Raw genomic sequence first — 23,035 nt, forward strand, 5'->3', positions numbered from 1 at the left:
AGATCGGGCTCGTCCCGCCCGCTGAGTTCGAGGCCAACCACTGGACCCATCAGCAACCCAGAGTCGGACCCCAGCACTACCCTCAGACACCGGTCCCGATCGGGGCTGGTTCCAAGTAACCGAGCCTCCACGAAACCCGGGGCGATTCAGCTCGCGCGGAGCTCATTCAGACTGGTCGGGCCCGTCACCGGGTTCGCAGTCACCGCGACGGGGATGGTGCGCCAGGCCGTCGAAGATTAACTCGGTGATCGACGCAGATAAGCGCACTGCGTCTGCCGACGGGTCGTCAGATGGCCCCTCCACCGCCGCGGTGAGGCCGGCGACGGTGATGGCACCGAAGACGCTCAAGGCCACGGCGCCCGGGTTGGGGACCTGGCGTAGCGACCCATCAGCCACGCCGTCGGTCAACAACTGCTCGATCGGTTCGTAGAACGCAGCCCGCAATGCCACCGCCAGCTCGGGCAGCCGAGTCGCGCGCCCAAGGTCGCCGACCAGTGCCCGACATAGGAACGGATGCTCGAGCATTACCCCCAGCTGCGCCACGACAGCAGCCTCGAGTCGAGTCCGCGCATCCTCGGCGCTCGACACGGCAACGCCGACGGCGCCGGCGATCATGTCCAGCAGGTCGCTGAGGAGGAACTCCAGCACGGCGTTCTTGCCGTCGAGGTGGTAGTAGATCGTGGCCTTGGGGATGCCGGTGGCCTCGGCGATGTCTTCGATCTTGGTGCCGTCCAGACCGCGCTCCGCGATCAGCTCTGCTGCGCCGTACAGCTGGCTGGCCAGCTTTGCCGGGAGCTTTCTCATCGCTCACCTCTGTTCTCGTCGGCGCTTTGCTGGTGCATTCGTCGGGGTCTCGACGTGCACCACATCGTATGTTGTACTGCAATTACAAACCAGTGATCTAGGCGATCGGTTGGGTTCAGTGAGTCGAGACGATCGGGCCGGGACCCGTGGACCGCTGCGGTCTGCCCTCGGCGTCGGTCACCGCTTCCCGGCCGTGGTGGTGCTCGGCTGGGTGTTGGCGGCTGCGGCGCTCTCGCTGCTGGTGACCCCGCTGGGCACGGTGGTCGAACGCAGCAGCACCGCGTTCTTGCCGGAGGACTCCCCGACCCTGCACGGGCTGAGGGTCATGGACGACGCGTTCGGTTCCGGCAACACCCAGTCCTACGTCTTCGTGGTCGTCACCAACGACAACGGGCTGGGCGCCGCTGACCGCCGTGTCTACGCCGACCTCGTGCATGCCCTGGGGGAGGAGCCGGAGCGGGTCTCGGAGGTCCAGGACTACCTCGAGGAGCCTCAGGCAAGGCGGTCGATGACCAGCAAGGACGGCGAAGCGACCTACCTGGTCGTGGGGCTCCGATCCGCGGTCGGGTCGCCGGCCTCAGACGAGGACGTGAAGTGGCTCCGGTCGGTCGTCGACGATCTCGACGCCCCGCCCGGCACCGAGGTCCACGTGACCGGAGACCCGGCGATGATCACGGACCTGACCACGGCGGTGAACGACGCCTCACTGAAGATCACAGCCGTCTCCCTCGCCCTGCTGGTCGGAATCTTGTGGCTGGTCTACCGCCGGGTCGCCACCGTCCTCGTGTCGCTGGTGACCATCGGCATCGCCCTGTTGTGCACCCGCGGCGCCCTGGCCTGGGCTGGTGAACATGGACTGGCCCTGTCCACCTACACCGACGCGTTCGTCGTGGCCATCACCTTGGGCGCCGGGACCGACTACTGCGTCTTTCTGATCTCCCGGTTCCGTGAGGAGTACGGCAAGGGCCTCGAATCAACCGAAGCCGTGGCCGAGTCGGTCTCCCGCGTCGGACCGGCTCTGCTGGCTTCGGCGGCCACAGTCATCCTGGGCGCGACCTGCCTGGGTTTCACCGATCTCGCCATCTTTGCCACCACCGGCCCCCCGATGGCGATCTGTGTCGCGGTCACCGTCGCGGTGAGCCTGACCTTCACTCCCGCGCTGATGCGTTGGTTTGGACCGCGCATCGGCCCCGCCCCGATGGCCCGCGCGGATTCGCGGTGGGCACGCACCGGCCGCCTCGTCGGGAGCCATCCGGCCCGGGTCCTGGTCGCAGGCGTGAGCGTTCTAGTGCTTCTGGCTCTGGCGCTGCCCACCATGCAGCTCTCCTTCGACGAACGGGCGGCCCAGCCACCCGACACCCCCAGCAACGTGGGACTTGCGGCGATGGCCGAGCACTTCCCGCCGAACCAGACGCTGCCGGACTACGTGCTCATCCGTTCCGACCAGGACATGGCCAACACTCGCGACCTTGCTGTCCTGAACGCCGTCAGCACCGCGGTGGCCAAGGTCGACGGTGTCGACCAGGTCCGCAGTATTACCCAGCCCGCCGGAAAGCGACTGAAACCCGCGTCCATCGCCAACCAGCTCGGCAGGCTCGCCGAAGGACTCCACCAGGCTGACCGCAAGCTTGAGTCCGGAGAGCCAGGGCTAGAGCAGCTCGCATCCGGGTCCGGCGACCTGGCTGATGCCCTCGACCAGGTCTCCTCCGGTGCCAGGAAGGCCGAAGGCGGTGCGGCCGAGCTCAGCAACGGAAGCAAGCGGATCGCCGGCGGCCTAGGCCAGGCGGCCGACCGAACCGGCAAGGCCGCCGACGGAGCCCGCCAGCTGCGTGACGGCGCCGCAACGCTGGCTGCGGGCCTCCGAACCGCGCACGACCAGGTCGCCCAAGCCGTCGACGGCCTCGGCATGATCGTCGAGGCCCTCGAGGGCGACCCGATCTGCACTGCCGACCCGGTCTGCAGACGTTCCCGTGAGGGCCTGCGAACGATTTACGCCGGCCAACGCGACCAGCTCCTCCCCGGCCTCGCCGAAGCGGCCGCCGGAGCGGACAAGGTGGCCGCCGGCCACGGCAGGCTCGCCACCGGGCTCGACCAGCTCGCCGCCGGGCTGCGGCAGGCAGAGTCCGGCAGCAACCGGATCGCCGATGGACAAGCCCAGCTGAGCGAGAAGCTCGGCGAGCTAGAAGGGGGCACCGACCGGCTCGCGACCGGTGCCGCCGGCATCGCGCCAGGCATCGAGCAACTCCTGACCCAGACCGAGCAACTCCGCGACGGGCTCGACGACTCCGGCGACTACCTCCAGGACGTCAACCAGCGTGCAGACACACCCGAGGCCGGCGGTTTCTACCTCCCCGCCTCCGCTCTCGACAAGCCGGACTTCGCCCTGGCCCGGGACGTGTTCCTCTCGGAGGACGGCAAGCTGGCGCGGATCCAGGTGACCGGCGACACCGACCCCCTCACACCCGCCGGCCAGGAGCGCTACGACGAGATCCAGGACGCCGCGAAGCAGGCCATGAACAACACCCGCCTCGACGACTCCACTGTCCTGGCTACCGGCGCCGCCGGCCTGGGCGCGGACCTGGCCCACTACCTCGCCGACGATGCAGTCCTAGTGGTCGTGGCGGTCCTGATGATGGTGCTGCTCATCCTCATCCTGACCCTGCATGCCGTGGCCGCACCGCTCTACCTGCTCGCCTCGGTGGTGCTGTCGTGCGCGGCAGCGCTGGGGTTAACCACCCTGGTGTTCCAGCACCTGGCCGGACAGGACATCCACTTCACCGTCCCCGTCATCGTGTTCGTCCTGCTGGTCGCCGTGGGGGCGGACTACAACATCCTGTTGATGAGTCGGATGCGCGAAAGCGGGCTCGCTCTAGACCGCGACGAGGTCGCCCGCGCGGTCACCGCCACCGGACCCGTCATCACCGCCGCCGGCTTGATCTTCGCCTCCACCTTCGTGGCCCTGCTGTTCTCTCCCGTCGAGGCGCTCGCCCAGACCGGTTTCGCAGTCGCCGCCGGGCTACTGCTCGACACCTTCGTCGTGCGCACTCTCGTCGTCCCGGCTTGCGCCGCGCTGTTCGAGGAGGGCAGCTGGTGGCCACACCCCAGGCCGGCACACGCACCGGCAGCCGTAGAGCCAGCCCCAATACCCCAGGCACCCCTGAACCCGATGACCAGAGAGAAGTCATGACTAGCCATCAGCTCACCTACAGCCCGTTCGACCCCACAGTGATGGCGGATCCCTACCCCGTCTACCGGCAGCTTCGCGACCACGCCCCGGCGTACTGGTCCCCAGAGGCAAGCACCTGGGTGCTCAGCAGGCACGAGGACGTCTCGGCAGCCTTGGCCGACCCAACGACGTACTCCTCGGCCTCCGGCATCTTCCCCACCCCACCCGGCGTGGACATGACCGAGCTGTTCCTGCCCATGCTCATCATGAGCGACCCACCCCGGCACACCCAGCTGCGCCAACTCGTCAGCAAGGCCTTCACACCGCGTCGCATCGCCGGGCTCGAGGCGCACATCCAGACCCTTGTCGACGACCTCCTCAACACAACCCCCGCGACCGGCACCTGGGACTTCGTCTCCGAATTCTCCGGACCTCTGCCCGCGATCGTGATCGCCGACATGCTCGGCGTGCCGCGTGAAGACCGCGACCGCTTTCGGGCCTGGTCCACCACCCTGATCCAGTCCAACCCCGTGCGAGGCGAGTTCGGCGCCGGGCTGGACGCCGCTGCAGCCCTCTACGAGTACTTCTCCGCATTCCTGGCCGACCGACGCGCGCACCCCCAGGACGACCTCATGACAGCGCTCGTCCAAGCCGAGGTGGACGGCGAGCACCTCACCGAGGAAGAACTTCTCGGCTTCTGCCTGCTGCTGCTCGTCGCCGGGCACGAAACGACGACCAACCTCCTGTCCAACAGCGCTGTCATCCTCGCCCAGCACCCTGAGGACCGACGCGCTCTCGTCGACGACCCCGAACTCGTGCCAGCAGCCGTCGAGGAGCTGCTCCGCTACGACTCACCGGTCCAGGGCCTGGCACGCACCCTGACCCGACAGGTCGATCTGCACGGGCAGGCCATGGCAGCCGGCGACACCGTGCTGCTGCTCTTCGGCTCAGCCAACCGCGACGACCACGCGTTCCCCGACGCAGACCACTTCGACATCCACCGTGGCCCCGAACGACAAGTCGCGTTCGGGCGCGGCATCCACTTCTGCCTCGGCGCATCCCTGGCCCGCCTCGAAGCACGTATCGCTCTGCGAGCACTCCTCACCCGCCGCCGTGACTGGGATGTCGACATCGACTCCGCGGTCCGACTCCGCTCAGGCCCGATCCGCGGGTTCGCATCTCTACCCATTCAGTAGGTCAGCCACACCATCTATTCCCACGAAGGAGTACCCGTGAAGGACCGACCGAAGCCCAGCCGCGCAACAGTCCTCCACAATCTGATCGAGGAGATCCTCGCCCGAAACGACGGGCAAATCCCCACCAACATCGAAGGCACCGACACCTACTTCAACAACATCGAGGATCTCGCGAACGCGCTGCTGCTCCGCTGGCACACCCGCCTCGTGGCATCACTAGAACGCGGCCTCGTCGACGACCCTGAGGACCGCAGGGAGGCCGTCATCGAAGCCTGGAGGCACGCCACCCGGATCTACTCGGGCGTACGCAGAGTCATCGACGAGATGGCCGAGGACCCGCCCACCGACGTCGTCGCCCACGCCGTGCTGGCCACCGCCCGCAACGACTGGGCTGCCATGGCCATCGCAGCCGGACTGGCCAGCGACATCGACGAGCCAGGAGCTCGGGTCGGCCAGCGCATCGAACTCGAGGCGCGACGACGCAACCTCGCGGAACAGAGCACAGCCAGCAAGCCTCCAGCGCGATCATTGCTCGGCACACTGATGGCTCATCTCGTCGGACGAGTGCTCCCGAGAGTTTCCACCGATTCCGCTCGTCCATCCGGTTCTTCCGGAGCGATGGCGAGCCCTCAGGACTCTGGGTCGGTTCGACACACGACGCCCAACTAGTCGCCATTGCACCCAGTCAGGTCAGTTCCCCCACGAGATCCGTGATGTGGCGCAGCAGTGGGACCGCGATGGCTTGCTCCTCAGGCGTGAGAGATCTCCAGGCCACCGAGAGTCGGTCGGCGACAAGGCCGCGCTTGGCGGCCAGGAGTTGCTCACCTCGTTCGGTGAGCGTGAGCACGCGCCGGCGGCGGTCGTCCTCAGCCGGGATGCGGCGCAGCAGACCTGCGCTTTCCAGGCTGGCCGCCTGTTGGGTCACCGTCGGTTGGCTCAACAGCGTGTACGTCGAAATGGCGCCGATGCCCTCAAGGCCGCAGATCTGTACAGCATCCAGCAAGACCAACTGCGGCACGGTGACGTCTTCGAAGAGCGGCTGCAGGCGTCCCCTGGTCCGCCGCGCGACCGCGAGCAGAGCCAGCACCGCATCAGCGAACTGGCTTCCGCTGTCCGCACCGACCACTTCACCACCAGCACCCATACGAGCTCCCGTAGTCCATGGCCACTCATTGACAAGACCGGCGCCGAGGGCGGATCGGCGGCCATATGTTGCGTCACGCTACCGGCCTGCCCTCGACGGACAGCTGCTCGGCAGGCGGCAACGATGGGCATCTAACTGCTCAATAGGCAATGTTGCTCATTGGGCAACAAGCGTCATACTCAGGGCATGGATCGTGGGTTGCGGGACCTCAAGCGTGAGGCGACGGGACAGGCGCTGGCCCGAGCGGCGTTCGAGCTGACCCGTGAGCGCGGGTTGTTCGGGTTCGTCACCGCGGACGTGGTGGAGCGGGCGGGCTACTCGCGACGCACTTTTGCGAACCACTTCTCCTGCAAAGAGGAGGCGGTCGCGTCAGTCGCGTTCGGCGGTGTCGACGACGCCAGCGCGATCCTGGCCGGCCTGCCCGCAGACCTACCGCTGCTCGATGCCCTACTGGCCGTGATGAGGGATCAGTTCACGGCGGACACGCTGGTCAGGATGCGCGAGCTGATGGCGATGGCGCGGGAGTACCCGACGCTGGAGCCTTACGTCCTGGGCGTTCAGCAACGCATGCGCCATGCCGCCCAAGAACTCCTAGCGTCGGTGGCCGGGGACCGGTACCCCGCGATCTACGTACCGCTGCTGTTTGGCGCCGTGTACGGCGCCGTGATGGCCGCCCTAGAGGGAACCCTCGACGTGCACCTGGACGGCGAGAGCGACTACACCTCCGCGTCGATGGACTACAGCTCGTTCCTCGACCTCACCTTCGACTACCTGCGTCACGGCCTCTAACCGCAGCCGCCTCGCCCCAAGGAGCACCCACCCATGTCCACCTTCTTGTACCGTCTCGGACGAACCGCGTACGGGAGGCCGTGGCTGTTCATTGCCGGATGGGTCGCAGTCCTCGCGGCGGTCGTCGGTGGCATGGCAATCAACGGGGTGAGCGTCAGCTCCGAGATGAAGATCGAGGGCACCGAGGCACAGACCGTGCTCGACCGCGTAGCCGATGAGCTCCCGGAGGCCTCTGGGGGTCAGGCCAGCGTGGTCTTCACCGTGCCGGTCGGCGAGCGCCTCGACACCCCGGAGCGACTCGCAGTCATCCGCGACATCGTCAGCAATGTCTATGACCTTGAGAAGGTCGTCAACCCCCTCGACGCCGCGCTGGGTGCCGACGAGGAGGGCGCGCCCGGCACCCCCCAGGAGAATCCACCGGGCGATTCCCCAGCCGGGTCGGACCAAGGACAGGCACAGGAGCAGGAGCCTCCGTTCCAGCCGTTGCTGGTGGACGGCGCCCCGGTGCCCGGCGTGCTGGTGTCCTCGGATGGGCGGGTCGCGCTGTTCCAGTTCCAGTTCACGGTCGCCTCGACTTCACTGACCGATGACGATGTGTCCTCGGTGCTCGAGGTCGTGGAACGCGCCGAACAGGGAACGGGGATGACCGTTCTCCCGAGCGACTCCCTCGAGGCACTCGAGATCCCCGTCGGCATCGGCGAGGTGATCGGTCTCGCCGTCGCAGCCCTCGTGCTGGTACTCACGTTGGGTTCCCTCACTGCGGCCGGCCTACCCTTGATCACCGCGCTGGTCGGCGTCGGCATCGGCGTCGGCGGCGCTTACACGCTCTCGAACGTCGTCGAGATGAACTCCGCCACCCCCGTCCTCGGCCTCATGGTCGGCCTCGCCGTCGGCATCGACTACGCGCTGTTCGTCGTCAACCGGCAGCGACGACTGATCCTCGACCATGGCCTCAACGCGCACGAGGCAGCCGGCAGAGCGGTCGGCACCGCGGGTAGCGCCGTGTTCTTCGCGGGCCTGACCGTCCTCATCGCGCTGACCGCCCTCACCGTCATCGGCATCGCGGTGCTTTCTACGATGGCGTTGGTCGCGGCGTCTACGGTGGCCTTGGCCGTCCTCATCGCCCTGAGCCTGCTGCCCGCACTGCTAGGTCTGGTCGGGGAGCGGATCTGCTCGGACAAGGCCCGAGCCCGGCGCCGCGCCAAGGTGCAGACGGAGTCGCACGGCGTCGCTGACCACTGGGTAAGGGGGGTGGTCAGGTTCAGGTGGCCCGTCATCGCCGGCGTGGCCGCGATCCTGGTGGTGATGGCGATCCCCGCAGCCAGCATGAACCTGGGCATCCCTTCCGGTGCCACCGCGAACCAGGACACGGCCGCCCGGCAGAGCTACGAGGCCGTCTCCCAGAGCTTCGGCGAGGGATTCAACAGCCCGCTCCTGGTCACCGCGGAGCCCACCCGCGTCGCAGGCAACGTCACGCCTGAGCTGACCGCGAAACTGATCGACGAGTTCCAAGACCGAGACGACATCGTGCTGGCCACCCCCGTCGGCGTCAACGAGGCCGGGGACCTGGCCGTGTTCAGCATCATCCCCACCTCCGGTCCCGATGACGAGGCGACCAGCGACCTCGTGAAGTCCCTACGCGAGCCCGACCACCCCATCGCCCAGGACAACCAGGTGCAGCTGGGCGTGACCGGGTTCACCGCCATCCGAATCGACATGTCCGACAAGATCGCCGGCGTTCTTCCCTTCTACCTCGGCATCATCATCGTCCTTTCCGTCCTGATCCTGATGCTGGTCTTCCGCTCGGTGGCGGTCCCGATCAAGGCCACAGCCGGCTTCCTGCTCAGCATCCTGGCCACCTTCGGTGCCACCACCGCCGTCTTCCAGTGGGGCTGGCTCAGCGGCCTCTTCGGGGTCGACACCGGCGGCCCCCTCATGAGCTTTATGCCGATCATCGTGACCGGCATCCTCTACGGACTCGCCATGGACTACGAGGTCTTCCTGGTCTCCTCGATGCGCGAAGCGCACATCCACGGCCAGGCAGCCCGGCCGAGCGTCGTCCACGGGTTCGACCAAGCCAGCCGGGTCGTCGTGGCAGCCGCCATCATCATGGTCGCGGTCTTCTCCGGCTTCATATTCAGCCACGACATCATGATCAAGCAGATCGGCTTCGCCCTCGCCGCCGGCATCCTCATCGACGCCTTCATCGTCCGGCTGACCCTCGTCCCCGCGCTCATGGCCGTCTTCGACGAGGGAGCATGGTGGCTGCCCCGCTGGCTCGACCGCCTACTGCCGGACCTCGACATCGAGGGCGACAAGCTCCTGACCATGCTCAACCAGCAGGCCGAGGCCACCGACCAACAAGACATCAAGATCCCAGGTTGATGGGGAAACATAGCCGCAAAGGTGCGTAGTGCTTCGCCCTGCGCCCGGGTTCGCGCTCCTCGATCAGCATCCGCGTCGCGGAGAAGGCCGCGGCAACAAGAGGGCGATCTCTTCGCTACCTCGTGCTGCGCGTCGACCTCACCCGCCGGAGGGAACCCCTTCACCTAGCGGGCAGTCTGGACTTCCCCGGCCCGATTGGCGTCCGAGATATCGGCGGCCGCCTCAAGGTCGGCGCCACCCGTGGCGTCTCCAACTCCGAGACCGGCCATGACGAGCTGGCCCGTCGTTCACGTGTGCTGGATCGTATTCGCGCAGGTATTCCTCAAGATCAGCAAGCCCTTGGGCGAGATCTCGACGGAGCCTTCGTTCGGCCAGAAACCGGAGGCGTGGCGGGGGGTGTACGCGAACCCACTCACCATAGATGGACTCACCCACGTACCAGCATGCACCGGCAGCGACGAGGCCACCCACTAATGTCCACCACACCACTGCCAGCACATCCCATAGGGCGTTCCCCAGATGTTGCCAAGCTGGCCCGTTCGGATCCCAATATCTCACTCCACCCACCTCCAGCCCTGGCGGCCGAACCCGGGGGGTCATGATCACCATGTACGCAGGGGTTGAGGTCAAGGTACGCCGAAATGCATAGGAGGAAAAGGGTAGTTTGGCGGCTGGTGAGCGAATCCGATCACCACGATGTCGTGGCGGCTCATCGAGAGCTTGACGCGCAGATAGGGCAGCTCGGCGATGTCGGCCCAGAGCATCACTGGACGACCGCCCTCGATCTCAGCGCGTACCCAGCTCCACCCCTCGGCGGGATCATCAGTGACCCGCTGCTCGGCCGCTCCGCCAAGCCGACGAGGCAGATCCAGATCCAGCTCGAGCTCTCCGCCACGGCCAACCAGGTAAAGGGGTGGGAAAAGGTCTACCGAGCGCGCCGCCGAGAGTGAACACCAGACCTTCGCTGGGAGGGCCGTCCCATCCGAGTCCGGCCCACTCCAGCAGGTCTCGCAGGGCGCCGGACCCACAGTGCCCACCGATCCGATGCGGGTAGGGCGACACCCGTGCAGAGGTGACTAGTAGTCATATAGCCGTCTTTCGCGTCCGAGCCTGCGTGTCGGACGGTGATCGGTGGTAGTCAACCTCTGCTCGCTGAGCGATCACGGCCGCGGCTCTCTCGGAACGCCTGCCGGTCCCCCGGTCTCGTCGGTGGTCTTGCTCATGGCGCTCTCCAGGGTTCGTGCGTACGCAGTCGCGAAGTGGGCGACGTCGACGAGCACGAACATGGCGGTCGAGGTGAGCACCCTCTGTCCCTCCGGGTCGGTGATGGTGGCTTCGACCTGGAGTCGACGCCCATCGCGGCCGGTGAGGTGGGCTTCCAACCGATAGGTGACGTCCAAGAGGACAGGCTGTAGGTACTCGATCTCGAGGCGTCGAGTCACCGCCGGGCCGCCGACTAGGTACTGGAGGAATCCGTAGAGGTCGTCGATGACCGTCGCCAAAGCCCCACCATGAGCGATCCCCGGCGCGCCTTCGTGCCGGTGGTCGAAGGCGTGCGCGGCGACCACGCCGTCCCCCGCACGTCGCACCTCGAGATGGTGGCCATGCGGATTGTCCTCGCCGCAGCCCAGACAGTTGGCGTGGTGTGAGGCAAGGCGAGCTCCGTCGTCAGGAGGACGGAACTTCTCTGCAAACGTCGCGATCAGGTCATCAAATCGACTCATCCCGCGACCCCGCCGCCCACGACAGTGTCGATCCAGCGTTCAAGGACATCACGTTGCCACTTAGAAGGATGCGGGACGAGCATCCCGCTCACGCCTCGACCTAACAGGAGATCCAACGTCAACTGGATCAGAACCGGATCCGTGGTGATCCAGACGCGACACACCTCCCGAAGCTCGGCGTGCACCCGCTCCTCGGCCGGAACCAGCTGCCGTCGAAGGTCCTCGTCGGTGCGTGCCGCGGCCCACAGCTCCAAAGTGGCTCCGTACAGCGGCCCGGACAACGCCTCGGCGAGGAGCTCCAAGGCCGCAAGTGCTGCCGGCCTGCTCGGTTGAGCCGAGGGGTCCAGACTGTCTCCGATCCGTATCGCGAGGCTGTTTTGAACGTGCGTGAGGCGTTGCTGTGCCAGATGCTCGACCGCCGCCACGACCATCTGGTCTCGCGTGCCGAAGTGGTGGAGCTGGGCGCCTCGCGACAAGCCAGCTCGCTCGGCTACGGCAGGGCCAGTGGTCCCCGCGTACCCCAGCTCCGCCAGGCAAGCAACCGTGGTGTCCAGCAACAGCCGGCGGGTTGCGACCGCCCGAACGTGTCGGTCCTGCACGCCAGCGGTCATGTCCCTCACTCTACATACATACATGCATGTATGCGCTCGCGATTTTGAGCAGAGCTCCGCCATGGCCATCGCAGCCGGACTGGCCAGCGGCATCGACGAGCTAGGAGCTCGGATCGGCCAGCGCCTCGAACTCGAAGCACGACGTCGCGACGTCGCCGAGCAAAGCAGGACCCGGAGGCATCGTCGGCGAGCCTTGCTCGACAAACTCAAGCCGTATCTCGTCGGGTGACCAATACCTGGAAGACCGCGTCGGGCCTCACCCGCACTCGCTCGACGAACGTGCCGAAGTTTGACCAACACGTCTTACGTGCACGCTGCGCTGATAAGCGTAGTCACTTCCAGCGCGTGGCCGTACCTGCGGCGTCAATCTTCCCCAGCGCGATCGTCGCGCTGTGAGCCCGATGCTTCTACCAGCCAACCGGGCGGACGTGATCGCCCACCGCTTGGAAGACGACCGATCCTTGACGGGCTACGCCTTTCCGATGAGACACTCAGGCACCTTGGAGGCCGCACCGCATGACTGTACTCGGCGTGACGAACCGACATTTGTGCACACGACGTGGTGGGCACGCTAAGAACGAATGCATTCCAGCTCGCACCAGCCCGGTGGCGACTGGGCGAGTCGGGGAGTTCACCATGGTTTCGTGGCCTGGAGGTCAGCACGACCCGGTTGGCGATCCTGAACGAGTGGTACGTGATGGCGCCATTGACGAAGGGGTCACTGACGGGGCACTCACCACCAACACCCGCTCGCGCACGTTGGAGATCCTCTCCCGGGCAGGTGAGCATCCGTTGATGAGTTCGTCCGACCTGGATGCGATCTTCACTGTTGACCAGCACCTGCGCTACCTGTCGGTGAACGGAAGCGGCCTCGCCGCGGTAGGCCTCTCCCGAGCGACCCTGGAGGGCAAGACTCTCTTGGAGGTCTTCCCCGCGGAAACGACCAACGTGGCCTTGCCCTCGTTCCGAGAGGCCCTTGCCGGTCGCTCGAGCACCATCGACGTGCCCTTCGCGGGGCGGGTCTTCTCACAACATCTGACTCCGATTCGAGACCCGTCCGGCAAGGTGGTGGCAGCGCTGGGTGTCGTAGAAGACGTCACGAGGGCACGGGCAGCGTCACGCGTTCGGTCAGAGTCCGAGGAACGCTTTCGGCTCACCTTCTTCCATGCCCCTATCGGCATGGCCCTGGTCGAACTCGATGGGCGACTACGGCACGTCAATGCGGCGTTCGGCAAACTCATGCAGTACTCGGAGAACGAGCTACACGAGCGATTGCTTCAAGAGCTCACCCATCCTGACGACCTCGACGCAGACCGGGACCACATGGATCGCTTGCTTGGCGGAGAGGTGGACTCGTTCACCCTCGAGCAGCGCTACGTCACCCGCCCCGGTTCCACCGTTTGGGCGCAACTGTCAGCCACGTTGGTGCGAGGCCCGGACGGCACGCCGCGGCACTTCATCGCTCAGATCCAGGACATCACCGGCCGCAGGGCCTACGAGGCTTCAGTTCGTGAAATGGTTGCGATGCTGTCGCACGATCTGCGCGCTCCCATCTCCGTCGTCACGGGATTCGCGGAGATACTGCTCGACTCCTGGGAGTCCCTTCGAGAGGATGAACGCCGCAGCTTCTTGCTGAAGACACTGGCAGCGGCACATTCGGCGCAATCGTTGCTCGAGAACACTTTGATGATGTCCGCACTGGACGACACGGGACTCACCCCCTCCCAATCGTCTGTGCGCGTGAGCGACGTGGTTGACGAAGTCCTGCAGGGTTTGGCTCTGTCGTCCTCAATCGCGCTTCGCACATCAGGTGACTCCACGGCGCTGGTGGACCGGGTTCACCTGGTCCAGATCGTGACGAATCTGGTCACAAACGCGCTGAAGTACGGCGCAGAGCCATTTGTCGTTGAGATCCGAACGGAGACTGACTCGGTCCTCGTTGAGGTGGCGGACGCGGGTCTGGGGGTACCACCGGAGTTCCAACCCCACCTGTTTGACCGCTTCACGAGATCCGAGACGTCGCGATCAGGCCGGGAGCGGGGCAGCGGGCTCGGACTTCACATCGCCCGGCGTCTCCTCCTGCTCAATGGTGGCGACATCCGATACATCCCCAGGCCAGGCGGTGGCGCCGCGTTCTCCTTCAATCTGCCCCGCGCCAAGCCGCAGCTTCTCCAGGACAGAAGGAAGAGTCCCGACTAGCGAGTTGACTCTGGACCAGCACGCCTCAGGGTTCGCCCTCAATGCGGTCCCCCCGGGATCCCCAGATCGTCGAGGATCAATTGGCAGATCGCCGCGGAGGAGCGTGCCGCTTGCGCAGGCCGGATGCGCTGATGATCCCTCGACCGCTAGACGGAAGGGCGTACCCAGTCGCAGTAGCGGGTTGCTGGTCCGCTGCGCACCGTGCATCGACATGGGCTCGAGCCGTTTCGGCCGAGCCTCCCGGCGCGGGCGACGCACCAGCGTTCGTTGCAAGCGTGGTACAAATAGTCGAAAGTCGCCGTTTGTGCAGGTCAGCATGGGACAGGCAGTCACTTACGACATATAGTCACTTGTGCACGTAGAGCTCGAACTCACGCCGTTCGAGCAAGAGGGCTCGGGCTATGCCGGGGCCCTCGTTGCATCTCGGGATCGCGACGCGGGCACTTCCGCCCGTCGCAGGCAGCGATCCGTTGCAAATCGCTTGATAACCGGGCTCCTCCGCGCATCGTCCGCCATCCGGGTAGCGCGCTTCCCGAGGCTTGTCGTGGTGCGCCTGGGCGCTGCCATGGCTCTCAATCACGACAGATCCCGGGGCACCCCAGAACCTCCACCAGGCCCGGGGCGATTCACTTGCAGAGCTGATCCCCGAGGGACTGCTGGCGGGCCGCCGCACCACCGGAGAACAGCCTCAGCCGCGCACTAGGCGAAACCGCGGCAGCAGCGAGTCCTCGGGCCACCCTGGACGCGACCGTGCCATTCACCAGCTACTGGTCCTCGGGGTCGCCGGCGATCCCGCCACCTGAGCAACCGTCACGTCGCGATTCCCTGCTCCGGCGTGATGGGAAGCCCGAGGCACCTGAGTCCCACCTCAGTGATCTTCCGGGCGGTGTCCGCCCGGGACCTGGTCGGTAGGGCGAGGTGGCTCACGGTGAGCCGCACCAGGGCTTCGGCGGCGTCGGACACCTCATCCGCCCGCAAACCGGCCACGTGGGAGGTGAGCCACCGGGCCAGGGAGCCGGAGGCGAGCTCCAACAGCTGCGCAGACGTGGTGAGGAGGGGGAGGATGCCCGTCGCGGGTGGTGGGGAATCGCGGTTGGAGATCAGGACCGCTCTGAGCAGGGGACTGTTCTCGGCTTCCTCCAGCACGAAGCCCACCGACGCCGCGAGGCCGCTTGAAGCGTCGGAGCCGTGATGCGCGAGCACGTTCTCGATGCCCTCGATGAAGCGCGCCGCCTCCCTCAGGACGACGGCTTCCCCCAAACCGGGCTTGTCGCCGAACTCCTTGTACAGCAGTGCGCGCGAGACGCCGACCGCCTCGGCGATCTCGCCCATGCGCACCCGCTCCCAGCCCCGCTCAGCGATCAGGTCGTGGGCAGTCTCGAGCACCGCTGCACGAACGTGCTCGCGGTAGCGCTCTCGCATGGAGGGGGACGACACGGTGGACAGAGTATCGACAATGTCCGACTGCGGACACGCGTCAGATGGGCCGCATCATGACATTCTCAGCGCGGTGCCTTAGGTTTGAACAAAAATCACTAGTTGTCTTCAGGAAGAAGCCGCATGGTCAACTCGAGCGACACTGAAGTGGTCAAGTACCCGCACCGACGCGGCGGGCACTGCGGCTCCGGGGCCATGCGGGACCTCCTGGAGTGGGCCGGACTCGGTTGGGAGGGCCCCCCTGACGAGGGCCTCGTCTTTGCCCTGAGCGGCGCCTTGGATCTCTCCTACGTCAGGGACGCGGCACTCATGCCGCCGGTATACCTCGTGGGGCGGGGAGGCGACCTGGAGACGGACCTCCCGACGCGGCTGGGCGCCGAGGTCTCCGTGCATGCGACGGATGACCCGCAGGAGGGCTGGGCGTGGGTGCGCGACGCCGTACGAGACGGCCGTCCCGCCTTGGTGTGGGCCGACATCGCGGAGCTTCCCTACCTCCGCGTACGCCTGCAGATGAGTCGCCACGACATCGTCGTCATCGGTTACGACGACGAGCAGCAGGTCGCGCACGTCGTCGACAACGACCGGGACGAGGTGCAGCTCGTGCCCTACTCGGCGCTGGCCCGAGCCCGGTCCTCCCAGGGGTTCCCGGTCCCGACGCGTCACACCTACTTCGACATCGCCTGGCCCGACCGGCTGCCCGACCTGTCCGAGATCGCGCAGGCGGCGTTCGCCCAGGCGGCGGCTGCGATGACCACCTCCACCGGCAGCTCTATCGTCACCGGGAGGGATTCGGCGGTCGGGGCCACCGGGCTGGCCGCCGTCGACCTCTTCGCCGAGGACCTCGCTGACTGGCCGGGAGTCTTCCCGGACGATGTCCTGGACCTGGTCCTCCAAGGACTCAGCGCCTTCGTCGAGAAGGCCGGCACCGGCGGCGGGCTGTTCCGCCGACTGCTGTCCAGCGGCGCCGCCGACATCGCGCGCCTGACCGGGGACGCGCGGGCGAGCGAGGTTGCCGCCGCCGCGCACCTGTGCGCGGAGACATGGTCCCTGGTCGCGTCGCTGGCCCGTCAGGACGGCCCAGCACGAGGACGGGTGGAGCAGGCAGCTCGCTCGGCCGCCGTACTCCCCTCGCTCGAGCGGGACCTCGTCACCGCCCTCGAGATCGCGGGGGCGCGCCAGGACCTCCGGACCGGCGCCTGATGAGGGGCGAGCTCGACCCACGGGAGGCCCTCGACCCGAGCCGGTTCGTCGACAGCAACCACCCCGACGTCCGCGACTTCACCGAGTCTGTCGTGCGGGGTGTCCGCGATCCGCGAGAGCGGATCGCGCTGCTGTTCGCGGTGGTCCGCGACCGACTCCGATACGACCCCTACAGCGTCACCGCCGAGCCCCGGGACTACCACGCCAGCGCGATCCTCGACGGTGGCCCTACGTGGTGCGTGCCCAAGGCGGTGCTGCTCACCGCGAGCCTGCGCGCTGCGGGAATCCCGGCCGTACTCGGGTTCTCCGACGTGCGCAATCACCTCAACAGCGCGGCTCTGCTGGAGCTGATGGGGACCGATCTGTTCGTGTTCCACGGGTGGAGCGCGGTGTACGTCGACGGCCAGTGGCGCAAAGGGTCGCCGGCCTTCAACTCCGAGCTGTGCCGTCGCTTTGGCGTACCTCCGTTGGAGTTCGACGGGTCGCGGGATGCGTTGCTCCACGCAGCCGACGGCGCCGGCCGACGTCACATGGAGTACGTCCGCGAACGAGGCATGTTCGTGGACCTGCCGTTCGACGAGCTCATGGCGACGCTGTTGCACACCTACGGTCCCGCCATGGTGCGCGGCTCCGACACCCCGCGCCCCCAGGATCCCCGCTTCCGGGCGTGAACGCCCAACTCACTGCGGCAGCGTGTCGGCTCCGCTCAGCTCGCACACCATCGCGGAGAGGGTGTCCTCGAGCCGTCGACGACCCACCTCGATGGCACGGGCAGACTCCAGGTCCCGCAGGTCGTCCAGCGGGATCGGCGGTCCGACGAGCACGCTCACCCGCCGCCGCCACCCCCAGCGCAACTGCCCACTGTAGGCGGGCAGGATCTCCTGTGCCCCCCACTGGGCCACCGGCACGAGCGGTACCGATGCCTCCAGAGCGATCCGCACCGCCCCCGACTTCATCGTCATCGGCAGACCGTCCTCCCGCTTGGTGATGGAACCCTCGGGGTACACCAGGAGGAGCCGCCCGTCGCGCGCCGCGCTCACAGCGTTGTCGTACCCCGCGCGTCCCGCGACGCGGTCGACCTCGACGTGGCCGGCAGCACGGAACCACCTGCCCACGACCGGCCCGCTGAAGAGGCTGTCCTTGGCCAGGAACCGCGGCACCCGCCCCTCGGCCAGCACCATCTCCGCGACCAGCAACGGGTCGAGGTGCGAGACGTGGTTGGCGGCCAGCACCGCTCCGCCCACCCGGGGGATGCCCGCGACCCCGCGCCAGTCCGGGCGACGCAGCACCACCAGGATTGGCTTGCAGACCGCCACCGCCAGCCACCAGGCGAGGCCACGTCGGTCGTTATGGATCGGGCGGCGCTGGACGGTCGAGGTCGTTCGCATCTCAGCCATTGTAGACATCAATGGCCGTTTCGTCTCTCGTGAGGACAAACATGCAAGGATGTTTCGATGCACTGTGGTCCTGGAGCCCGAGGAGCCCCCGATGAGTGATGCGCTGGTAGGCGACCACGACACCGAGCCCCCTACCCCGGGCCGCGAGATGCGTCTCGACGGGGGCACGGCGTCGACGCTGGATGCATGGATCCGGTCCATGTCGCGGCCCGCGCCGACGGCGGTGGGCCGCCTGCCCTCGCACTCCCCCACCTGCGCGGGATGCGGCAAAGAGAACCCCGCCGGCCTCGCCCTGGAGGTCGACGCCACCGAGCACGGCGTGAGCGCCGTGCACCGCTTCGACCATCGCCAGGAGGGGGCACCGGGGATCACCCACGGCGGTCTGGTCGCCGCCGCCTTCGACGACCTGTTCGGGTTCCTCCTCTACCGCGTCGGCGAGCTCGCCGTGACGAGGTCGCTGACCGTGGAGTACCTCCGTCCGGTGCTGCTGGGGGTGGATTACGAGTTCACCGCGCATGTCCGGGACCGGGCGGGACGGCGGCTCCACGTGAACGCTGCAGCCGCGGACGAAGGCGGCCGGCAGGTCGCGACAGCGCACGCGACGTTCGTCATCGTTGACGTCGAGCACTTCGAACAGGGCAGTCCCGCGAAGCGCTCGTGACTCACTCGCCAATGAAGGGCTCCAGCTCGACCGCCGGGTCGAGGTGGATGCCGTGGGCGGCCAGGGCGTCCTGAAGAACCAGGGTGACGTGGCGCGAGAGACGCCGCACCATCAGGTCCAGGGTTTCGTCGCGCTGGTCGAGCCACCAGATGACTGTGGCGTCGACCATGCCCATCACGCCAACCAGGATGCCCTCAGGGAACGACTCGTCCCCCGATTTGGTGTACCCCCGTGCCGCTGCGGCGATCTCGTCCAGCAGACGCGAACGACCCATCCGAGCGCGGTGCAGGGTCCGACTCTGCCCTCGAGCCGCCAGGAAGCGGTAGAGATGGGGGTGGGCGTCGGCCCAGGTCGCGCAGGCGTGCACCAGCCCCTCGACGACCTGTGCGGGCGTTCCCCGCCGAGCGAGGTGCGGGCGGACCCGCTGGATGAGGTCCTGCGCGGCGAGGCGGACCACCTCGTTATCGAGGTCCTCGCGGCTGGCGAAGTAGCGGTAGACGTGCGGCCTCGGGATCCCAGCCCGCTCGGCGATCAGTGCCGTGCCGGCGTCCGCGCCCGTCTCGTCGACGACCTGCAGAGCAGCGTTGGCCACGTGACGCCGCCGGCGGTCGCGGACCTCATCATCGCGGGAAGACCGGCGCCGCACCGTGGAATCCACCCATCGCCCTTCCTCGACCACAAGCCGCAGCCTATGCCCGGGGGCGCCGACGACCGGCGCTGACCGAGCGGCGCACAAAGGAACACCTTGTACCCAGCACCCGCATCATGGTCGAATGGGTACACCCTGTACCCGATCCGCTGGAGGCTCCCCGTGACCACTCGCCGCTCCCCTTGGATGGACGACGACCTCGACGACGTCCGTGACCTTGCGCGCACGTTCTGCGAGAAGGAGATCAAGCCGCACATCGAGACCTTCATCGCCGACAAGCACGTCGACAGGCAACTGTGGAACCGCGCTGGTGACGTCGGTCTGCTCTGCCTGTCGATCCCCGAGGAGTACGGCGGCGGCGGTGGCACCTTCGCCCACGAGGCCATCTTGATCGAGGAGCAGGCACGGGTCGGCGACAGCTCTTGGGGGGCGTCTCTGCACAACGGGATCGTCGCCCACTACCTGGTCGGCTACGGCACCGAGGAGCAGAAACAGCAGTGGCTGCCCAAGATGGCGTCCGGAGAGGTCGTCGGCGCGATCGCGATGACCGAGCCCGGGACCGGCTCGGACCTGCAGAACATCAAGACCAAGGCAGTGCGCGAAGGTGACGAGTACGTCGTCAGCGGCTCAAAGACCTTCATCACCAACGGCTCGCAGGCCGACCTGGTGCTCACCGTGGTCAAGACCGATCCGGACGACCGCGCCGCCGGCATCTCACTGATGCTCGTCCCCGCCAACGCGGAGGGCTTCTCCCGCGGTCGGGTGCTCGACAAGATCGGGATGAAGGGACAGGACACCTCGGAGCTCTTCTTCGACAACGTCCGCGTCCCGGCCACCAACCTGCTGGGCCTCACCGAGGGCCAGGGCTTCGTGCAGCTCATGCAGCAGCTCCCCCAGGAACGGCTGCTCGTCGCGGTCTCCAACGTCGCTGCCATGGAGTTCTGCCTGGCCGAGACACTGGCCTACGTGCGCGACCGAAGCGCCTTCGGACGGCCGATCTGGGGGTTCCAGAACACCAAGTTCAAGATGGCAGAGGTCGCCACAGAGGCTCGCGTGGCACGGTCCTTCGTGGACGAGTGCATCCAGCTCCACGTCGGCGAGGGTCTGGACATCCCAACCGCCGCCATGGCGAAGCTGTGGTGCTCCGAACGAGCGCAGCGCGTCGCCGACACCTGCCTCCAGCTGCACGGCGGCTACGGGTACATGAACGAGTACCCCATCGCCCGCATCTGGGCCGACATGCGCGTCTCGCAGATCTACGCCGGCACCTCCGAGATCATGAAGGAGATCATCAGCCGGTCCCTGTGAGGACTGACCCCGCTCCGGCGGCACCGCCGGAGCGGGAGCCGGCGGGCCGGGTGTTGTGCGCCGAGCCCCGCCGGGAGCCTCCGCGTTGGGCGAGAGCACAAGACGCCCACTCCACCGACGTGAAAGCCTCGACAGTCATCGTCTGAAAGGAGTGACATGAGCCAGCGAGTCGACTTCGTCTACCGCGTGTTCCTCCTCGCCGAGAGCCCGAGAACCAAGATGCACCGCATCGAACGGCTCGATGACGTCGGTTTCGCCATGTTCATCAAGATGCACCACGCCCTGATCGACAGTCACACCGAGATGACGCTGCACAGTTGGTCAGCTCGCGGCCGTCAGTTACGCCTCGCTGCTCCTGGCTTCGATGGTGACCCACGTGGGTCTCGCATCCGTCGGCGCTCTGCTGCCCGATCCCTTCAGCTTCAACCTCGTCGTCAGCGACGTCCCCAGCCCGACGGAGGACTCCTTCTTCCGCGGCAGCCGTCTCGGGGGGATGAACCCGGCATCGCCGCAGCTCGACGCCGCCACCCTCAACCTCACCCTGCTCTCGTACGCCGGAAGCAGCTGACTGCCTGCACGCAGATCCGTCAGATCGGCGGAACTGCCGGTCCGCTGCGCCGCTCGCGTCGAACCCCTCACCGAAGGATCCACATCCCATGACCTCGACCCACTACGACGTGCTGATCATCGGCTCCGGCTTCGGCGGCTCGGTAACCGCCATGCGTTTGGCGGAGAAGGGATACCGCGTCGGGGTGCTCGAAGCGGGCAAGCGCTACGACACCGACGACCTGCCCGCCTCGTCCTGGGACACCCGTCGGTTCGTCTGGGCGCCACGGCTCGGCTGCTTCGGCATTCAGCGTATCCACCTGCTGCGCGACGTCGTCATCTTGGCGGGCGCCGGGGTCGGCGGAGGATCGCTCAACTACGCGAACACCCTTTACCAACCCCCTGCCCCGTTCTTCAACGATCCACAGTGGGCGCATATCACCGACTGGCACGCCGAGCTGGACCCGCACTACCGGACGGCACGGCAGATGCTGGGTGTCACGCAGAACCCCCACGTGACGCCTTCGGACGAGGTGCTACGCGAGGTCGCGCGCGACATGGGTGTGGAGCACACCTTCACGCTCACCCCCGTAGGCGTCTTCTTCGGAGAGCCCGGCAAAGAGGTGCCCGACCCGTTCTTCGGCGGGGCGGGGCCGCGCCGCACCGGCTGCACCCAGTGCGGGTCGTGCATGACCGGGTGCCGGGTCGGGGCGAAGAACACCCTGGACAAGAACTACCTGTACTTCGCGGAGAAGCTCGGGGCTGAAGTACGTCCCCTGACCACCGTGGTCGACGTGCGCCCGCGCAGGGGAAGCGGGTACGTCGTCGACGCCGTCCGCACCGGCAGGTCCGTACGCCGGCGCCGCAACCGGCAGTCATTCACGGCCAACCAGGTCGTCTTCGCAGCGGGCACCTACAACACCCAAAAGCTGCTCCACCGACTCAAGGCCACTGGCTCCCTGCCGTATATCTCCGACCGGCTAGGCACGCTGACCCGCACCAACTCCGAATCGATCCTCGGGGCGAAGTCCCGCGATCGATCCAGCGACTTCACGCGTGGCGTGGCCATCACATCCTCGATCCACCCCGACGAGTTCACCCACATCGAGCCGGTGCGCTACGGCAAGGGCAGCAATGCCATGTCCCTGCTCCAGACCGCCCTCACCGATGGGGACGGCCGCGGCCCCCGGTGGTGGCGCTGGCTGCGGACGATCGCGACCCAGCCCTCGCACCTGACCTGGTTCAGTCCGCGACGGTGGTCGGAGCGGACGGTGATCCTGCTGGTGATGCAGACGCTGGACAACTCCATCACGGTGCGGTCGAAGAGGAACCTCCTCGGTCGCCACACGATCACCTCGGGACCCGGCCACGGAGCACCCAACCCCACCTGGATCCCCGTCGGCAACGAGGCCACCCGTCGCGTCGCCGAAAAGATCAACGGCGTGGCCGGCGGATCCACGGGGGAGATCGCCAACATCCCGATGACCGCTCACTTCATCGGCGGGTGCGCCATCGGGGACTCCCCGGAAACGGGGGTCATCGACCCCTACCACCGCCTCTACGGCCACGACGGGATCTTCGTCGTCGACGGCTCCAGCATCTCGGCGAACCTGGGCGTCAACCCCTCGCTGACGATCACCGCACAGGCCGAGCGGGCCGCCTCCTTGTGGCCCAACAAGGGCCAGCCGGACGAACGTCCCCCGCTGGGCGCCGACTACCAGCAGATCTCCGCCGTCGAGCCGGAGCGGCCGGCCTTCACCCACCCGGAAGCGTCCGTCGCCGAGGGCGGCCAGCACCAGAGGTCAGCCCCAGACTGGAG

Annotated in this window: 24 protein-coding genes; 14 read left to right on the forward strand and 10 right to left on the reverse strand. The window is 67.1% G+C overall.

The annotated features are described in order from the left end of the window. Positions 1 to 162: 162 nt before the first annotated feature. On the reverse strand, positions 163 to 804 hold the full coding sequence (locus AAG827_RS17990) for a TetR/AcrR family transcriptional regulator (protein WP_341927599.1): 642 nt from the start codon (positions 802 to 804) through the stop codon (positions 163 to 165). A 177-nt stretch (positions 805 to 981) separates the two neighbouring features. Next, entirely contained in the window at positions 982 to 1,131 is a 150-nt protein-coding gene (locus AAG827_RS17995) for a hypothetical protein (protein WP_341927600.1), read from the reverse strand. Between AAG827_RS17995 and AAG827_RS18000 the strand changes: the two genes are divergently transcribed. The 3 genes from AAG827_RS18000 to AAG827_RS18010 are packed head-to-tail and all read left to right on the forward strand — an operon-like array spanning position 1,130 to position 5,835. Continuing rightward, positions 1,130 to 3,991: an MMPL family transporter gene (locus AAG827_RS18000; RefSeq protein WP_341927601.1), complete on the forward strand. Its 2,862-nt coding sequence runs from the start codon at positions 1,130 to 1,132 to the stop codon at positions 3,989 to 3,991. The genes AAG827_RS17995 and AAG827_RS18000 overlap by 2 nt on opposite strands. Beyond that, positions 3,988 to 5,166, forward strand: a complete 1,179-nt coding sequence (locus AAG827_RS18005; protein ID WP_341927602.1) for a cytochrome P450 — start codon at positions 3,988 to 3,990, stop codon at positions 5,164 to 5,166. Before AAG827_RS18000 ends, AAG827_RS18005 begins: the two co-directional genes overlap by 4 nt. A gap of 36 nt (positions 5,167 to 5,202) precedes the next feature. After that, positions 5,203 to 5,835: a hypothetical protein gene (locus AAG827_RS18010; protein ID WP_341927603.1), complete on the forward strand. Its 633-nt coding sequence runs from the start codon at positions 5,203 to 5,205 to the stop codon at positions 5,833 to 5,835. A 16-nt stretch (positions 5,836 to 5,851) separates the two neighbouring features. On the opposite strand, the gene AAG827_RS18015 is transcribed toward AAG827_RS18010, so the two are convergent. Then, positions 5,852 to 6,310, reverse strand: coding sequence for a MarR family transcriptional regulator (locus tag AAG827_RS18015; protein WP_341927604.1), 459 nt, complete (start codon positions 6,308 to 6,310; stop codon positions 5,852 to 5,854). A gap of 186 nt (positions 6,311 to 6,496) precedes the next feature. On the opposite strand from AAG827_RS18015, the gene AAG827_RS18020 reads away from it, so the two are divergent. Together AAG827_RS18020 and AAG827_RS18025 are read left to right on the forward strand one after the other, a co-directional pair. Beyond that, the gene (locus tag AAG827_RS18020) at positions 6,497 to 7,099 is read left to right on the forward strand and encodes a TetR/AcrR family transcriptional regulator (RefSeq protein ID WP_341927605.1); all 603 of its coding nucleotides are present in this window, start codon (positions 6,497 to 6,499) and stop codon (positions 7,097 to 7,099) included. Between the two features lie 132 nt (positions 7,100 to 7,231). Next, positions 7,232 to 9,484: an MMPL family transporter gene (locus AAG827_RS18025; RefSeq protein WP_341927606.1), complete on the forward strand. Its 2,253-nt coding sequence runs from the start codon at positions 7,232 to 7,234 to the stop codon at positions 9,482 to 9,484. Positions 9,485 to 10,110: 626 nt separating this feature from the next. Here AAG827_RS18025 and AAG827_RS18030 read toward each other — a convergent pair. Together AAG827_RS18030 and AAG827_RS18035 are read right to left on the reverse strand one after the other, a co-directional pair. Continuing rightward, a complete protein-coding gene (locus AAG827_RS18030) occupies positions 10,111 to 10,521 on the reverse strand; it encodes a BtrH N-terminal domain-containing protein (RefSeq protein ID WP_341927607.1) in 411 nt (136 codons plus the stop codon). Between the two features lie 123 nt (positions 10,522 to 10,644). Further along, complete coding sequence (locus AAG827_RS18035; protein ID WP_341927608.1) at positions 10,645 to 10,986, reverse strand: thioesterase family protein; 342 nt, start codon at positions 10,984 to 10,986, stop codon at positions 10,645 to 10,647. Positions 10,987 to 10,995: 9 nt separating this feature from the next. Between AAG827_RS18035 and AAG827_RS18040 the strand changes: the two genes are divergently transcribed. Continuing rightward, positions 10,996 to 11,133 carry a hypothetical protein gene (locus tag AAG827_RS18040; RefSeq protein WP_341927609.1) on the forward strand — a complete coding sequence of 46 codons (138 nt, stop codon included), beginning with the start codon at positions 10,996 to 10,998 and terminating at the stop codon, positions 11,131 to 11,133. Between the two features lie 71 nt (positions 11,134 to 11,204). On the opposite strand, the gene AAG827_RS18045 is transcribed toward AAG827_RS18040, so the two are convergent. After that, positions 11,205 to 11,819, reverse strand: coding sequence for a TetR/AcrR family transcriptional regulator (locus AAG827_RS18045; protein ID WP_341927610.1), 615 nt, complete (start codon positions 11,817 to 11,819; stop codon positions 11,205 to 11,207). Between the two features lie 61 nt (positions 11,820 to 11,880). Between AAG827_RS18045 and AAG827_RS18050 the strand changes: the two genes are divergently transcribed. Together AAG827_RS18050 and AAG827_RS18055 are read left to right on the forward strand one after the other, a co-directional pair. Further along, complete coding sequence (locus tag AAG827_RS18050) at positions 11,881 to 12,048, forward strand: hypothetical protein (protein WP_341927611.1); 168 nt, start codon at positions 11,881 to 11,883, stop codon at positions 12,046 to 12,048. Between the two features lie 407 nt (positions 12,049 to 12,455). Next, positions 12,456 to 14,018, forward strand: coding sequence for a PAS domain S-box protein (locus tag AAG827_RS18055; RefSeq protein WP_341927612.1), 1,563 nt, complete (start codon positions 12,456 to 12,458; stop codon positions 14,016 to 14,018). A gap of 810 nt (positions 14,019 to 14,828) precedes the next feature. Here the strand turns inward: AAG827_RS18055 and AAG827_RS18060 are convergent. Continuing rightward, positions 14,829 to 15,455 (reverse strand): TetR family transcriptional regulator, encoded by a 627-nt coding sequence (locus tag AAG827_RS18060; RefSeq protein ID WP_234411075.1) that lies wholly within the window; start codon positions 15,453 to 15,455, stop codon positions 14,829 to 14,831. Between the two features lie 123 nt (positions 15,456 to 15,578). On the opposite strand from AAG827_RS18060, the gene AAG827_RS18065 reads away from it, so the two are divergent. Both AAG827_RS18065 and AAG827_RS18070 read left to right on the forward strand, forming a co-directional pair. Continuing rightward, the gene (locus AAG827_RS18065; protein WP_056888904.1) at positions 15,579 to 16,655 is read left to right on the forward strand and encodes a BtrH N-terminal domain-containing protein; all 1,077 of its coding nucleotides are present in this window, start codon (positions 15,579 to 15,581) and stop codon (positions 16,653 to 16,655) included. Continuing rightward, complete coding sequence (locus tag AAG827_RS18070) at positions 16,655 to 17,326, forward strand: transglutaminase family protein (protein ID WP_341927613.1); 672 nt, start codon at positions 16,655 to 16,657, stop codon at positions 17,324 to 17,326. Before AAG827_RS18065 ends, AAG827_RS18070 begins: the two co-directional genes overlap by 1 nt. A gap of 9 nt (positions 17,327 to 17,335) precedes the next feature. Here the strand turns inward: AAG827_RS18070 and AAG827_RS18075 are convergent, their stop codons facing one another. Beyond that, entirely contained in the window at positions 17,336 to 18,043 is a 708-nt protein-coding gene (locus tag AAG827_RS18075) for a lysophospholipid acyltransferase family protein (protein ID WP_341927614.1), read from the reverse strand. A gap of 100 nt (positions 18,044 to 18,143) precedes the next feature. Here AAG827_RS18075 and AAG827_RS18080 point away from each other — a divergent pair, with 100 nt between their 5' ends. Continuing rightward, positions 18,144 to 18,713, forward strand: coding sequence for a PaaI family thioesterase (locus AAG827_RS18080; RefSeq protein WP_107767095.1), 570 nt, complete (start codon positions 18,144 to 18,146; stop codon positions 18,711 to 18,713). Between the two features lies 1 nt (position 18,714). Here AAG827_RS18080 and AAG827_RS18085 read toward each other — a convergent pair whose 3' ends face one another. Further along, positions 18,715 to 19,392, reverse strand: a complete 678-nt coding sequence (locus tag AAG827_RS18085) for a TetR/AcrR family transcriptional regulator (RefSeq protein ID WP_341927615.1) — start codon at positions 19,390 to 19,392, stop codon at positions 18,715 to 18,717. 132 nt (positions 19,393 to 19,524) lie between these two features. Between AAG827_RS18085 and AAG827_RS18090 the strand changes: the two genes are divergently transcribed. Continuing rightward, positions 19,525 to 20,670: an acyl-CoA dehydrogenase family protein gene (locus AAG827_RS18090; protein ID WP_341927616.1), complete on the forward strand. Its 1,146-nt coding sequence runs from the start codon at positions 19,525 to 19,527 to the stop codon at positions 20,668 to 20,670. 135 nt (positions 20,671 to 20,805) lie between these two features. Here the strand turns inward: AAG827_RS18090 and AAG827_RS18095 are convergent, their stop codons facing one another. Beyond that, complete coding sequence (locus AAG827_RS18095) at positions 20,806 to 20,985, reverse strand: hypothetical protein (RefSeq protein WP_341927617.1); 180 nt, start codon at positions 20,983 to 20,985, stop codon at positions 20,806 to 20,808. Between the two features lie 40 nt (positions 20,986 to 21,025). On the opposite strand from AAG827_RS18095, the gene AAG827_RS18100 reads away from it, so the two are divergent. After that, positions 21,026 to 21,238 (forward strand): WS/DGAT domain-containing protein, encoded by a 213-nt coding sequence (locus tag AAG827_RS18100; protein ID WP_341927619.1) that lies wholly within the window; start codon positions 21,026 to 21,028, stop codon positions 21,236 to 21,238. An 88-nt stretch (positions 21,239 to 21,326) separates the two neighbouring features. Continuing rightward, positions 21,327 to 23,035, forward strand: a 1,709-nt coding sequence (locus AAG827_RS18105; RefSeq protein ID WP_341927618.1) for a GMC family oxidoreductase, incomplete at its 3' end; no start/stop codon positions are given.

The organism is Nocardioides psychrotolerans, assembly GCF_943371775.1.
Classification (GTDB): Bacteria; Actinomycetota; Actinomycetes; order Propionibacteriales; family Nocardioidaceae; genus Nocardioides; species Nocardioides psychrotolerans_A.

Coding starts and splice junctions, on each gene's coding strand:
- AAG827_RS17990 (WP_341927599.1), bottom strand. CDS start 804: ATGAGAAAGCTCCCGGCAAAGCTGGCCAGCCAGCTGTACGGCGCAGCA.
- AAG827_RS18000 (WP_341927601.1), top strand. CDS start 1,130: ATGGACGACGCGTTCGGTTCCGGCAACACCCAGTCCTACGTCTTCGTG.
- AAG827_RS17995 (WP_341927600.1), bottom strand. CDS start 1,131: ATGACCCTCAGCCCGTGCAGGGTCGGGGAGTCCTCCGGCAAGAACGCG.
- AAG827_RS18005 (WP_341927602.1), top strand. CDS start 3,988: ATGACTAGCCATCAGCTCACCTACAGCCCGTTCGACCCCACAGTGATG.
- AAG827_RS18015 (WP_341927604.1), bottom strand. CDS start 6,310: ATGGGTGCTGGTGGTGAAGTGGTCGGTGCGGACAGCGGAAGCCAGTTC.
- AAG827_RS18020 (WP_341927605.1), top strand. CDS start 6,497: ATGGATCGTGGGTTGCGGGACCTCAAGCGTGAGGCGACGGGACAGGCG.
- AAG827_RS18025 (WP_341927606.1), top strand. CDS start 7,232: ATGGCAATCAACGGGGTGAGCGTCAGCTCCGAGATGAAGATCGAGGGC.
- AAG827_RS18040 (WP_341927609.1), top strand. CDS start 10,996: ATGAGCGATCCCCGGCGCGCCTTCGTGCCGGTGGTCGAAGGCGTGCGC.
- AAG827_RS18045 (WP_341927610.1), bottom strand. CDS start 11,819: ATGACCGCTGGCGTGCAGGACCGACACGTTCGGGCGGTCGCAACCCGC.
- AAG827_RS18050 (WP_341927611.1), top strand. CDS start 11,881: ATGGCCATCGCAGCCGGACTGGCCAGCGGCATCGACGAGCTAGGAGCT.
- AAG827_RS18055 (WP_341927612.1), top strand. CDS start 12,456: ATGGTTTCGTGGCCTGGAGGTCAGCACGACCCGGTTGGCGATCCTGAA.
- AAG827_RS18065 (WP_056888904.1), top strand. CDS start 15,579: ATGGTCAACTCGAGCGACACTGAAGTGGTCAAGTACCCGCACCGACGC.
- AAG827_RS18070 (WP_341927613.1), top strand. CDS start 16,655: ATGAGGGGCGAGCTCGACCCACGGGAGGCCCTCGACCCGAGCCGGTTC.
- AAG827_RS18075 (WP_341927614.1), bottom strand. CDS start 18,043: ATGCGAACGACCTCGACCGTCCAGCGCCGCCCGATCCATAACGACCGA.
- AAG827_RS18080 (WP_107767095.1), top strand. CDS start 18,144: ATGAGTGATGCGCTGGTAGGCGACCACGACACCGAGCCCCCTACCCCG.